Raw genomic sequence first — 1,804 nt, 5'->3', positions numbered from 1 at the left:
TGTGGTTCGTTGCGAACTTTCGGTTCGTATCATCTTCACCACCGCAATCTGCAGAAGCAAATTGCTTGGGTGTTATATGGTCAAGCCTCACGGGCAATTAGTATTGGTTAGCTCAACGCCTCACAGCGCTTACACACCCAACCTATCAACGTCGTAGTCTTCGACGGCCCTTTAGGGGATTCAAGATCCCAGTGAGATCTCATCTTGAGGCAAGTTTCCCGCTTAGATGCTTTCAGCGGTTATCTCTTCCGAACATAGCTACCCGGCAATGCCACTGGCGTGACAACCGGAACACCAGAGGTTCGTCCACTCCGGTCCTCTCGTACTAGGAGCAGCCCCTCTCAAATCTCAAACGTCCACGGCAGATAGGGACCGAACTGTCTCACGACGTTCTAAACCCAGCTCGCGTACCACTTTAAATGGCGAACAGCCATACCCTTGGGACCGGCTTCAGCCCCAGGATGTGATGAGCCGACATCGAGGTGCCAAACACCGCCGTCGATATGAACTCTTGGGCGGTATCAGCCTGTTATCCCCGGAGTACCTTTTATCCGTTGAGCGATGGCCCTTCCATACAGAACCACCGGATCACTAAGACCTACTTTCGTACCTGCTCGACGTGTTTGTCTCGCAGTCAAGCGCGCTTTTGCCTTTATACTCTACGACCGATTTCCGACCGGTCTGAGCGCACCTTCGTACTCCTCCGTTACTCTTTGGGAGGAGACCGCCCCAGTCAAACTACCCACCATACACTGTCCTCGATCCGGATAACGGACCTGAGTTAGAACCTCAAAGTTGCCAGGGTGGTATTTCAAGGATGGCTCCATGAGAACTGGCGTCCCCACTTCAAAGCCTCCCACCTATCCTACACAAGCAAATTCAAAGTCCAGTGCAAAGCTATAGTAAAGGTTCACGGGGTCTTTCCGTCTAGCCGCGGATACACTGCATCTTCACAGCGATTTCAATTTCACTGAGTCTCGGGTGGAGACAGCGCCGCCATCGTTACGCCATTCGTGCAGGTCGGAACTTACCCGACAAGGAATTTCGCTACCTTAGGACCGTTATAGTTACGGCCGCCGTTTACCGGGGCTTCGATCAAGAGCTTCGCTTGCGCTAACCCCATCAATTAACCTTCCGGCACCGGGCAGGCGTCACACCCTATACGTCCACTTTCGTGTTTGCAGAGTGCTGTGTTTTTAATAAACAGTCGCAGCGGCCTGGTATCTTCGACCGGCATGAGCTTACGGAGCAAGTCCTTCACCCTCACCGGCGCACCTTCTCCCGAAGTTACGGTGCCATTTTGCCTAGTTCCTTCACCCGAGTTCTCTCAAGCGCCTTGGTATTCTCTACCTAACCACCTGTGTCGGTTTGGGGTACGGTTCCCAGTTATCTGAAGCTTAGGAGCTTTTCTTGGAAGCATGGCATCAACCACTTCGTCGCCTAACGGCAACTCGTCATCAGCTCTCGGCCTTGAGATCCCGGATTTGCCTAAGATCTCAGCCTACCACCTTAAACTTGGACAACCAACGCCAAGCTGGCCTAGCCTTCTCCGTCCCTCCATCGCAATAACTGGAAGTACAGGAATATTAACCTGTTTTCCATCGACTACGCTTTTCAGCCTCGCCTTAGGGACCGACTAACCCTGCGTCGATTAACGTTGCGCAGGAAACCTTGGTCTTTCGGCGTGCGAGTTTTTCACTCGCATTGTCGTTACTCATGTCAGCATTCGCACTTCTGATACCTCCAGCAAGCTTCTCAACTCACCTTCACAGGCTTACAGAACGCTCCTCTACCGCATCACCAG

At 52.5% G+C, this 1,804-nt stretch carries 1 rRNA gene (only partly in view); it reads right to left on the bottom strand.

Going from position 1 to position 1,804, the window contains the following annotated elements:
- Positions 1 to 76: 76 nt before the first annotated feature.
- Positions 77 to 1,804: ribosomal RNA gene (locus tag JNA92_RS25490) — 23S ribosomal RNA — on the bottom strand; it runs 1,263 nt beyond the window's last position.

Source organism: Pseudomonas putida (genome assembly GCF_022627325.1).
GTDB lineage: Bacteria > Pseudomonadota > Gammaproteobacteria > Pseudomonadales > Pseudomonadaceae > Aquipseudomonas > Aquipseudomonas putida_X.
Note: the sequence above shows the minus strand (reverse complement) of the source record. Positions and strands in the feature narration are given on the sequence as shown.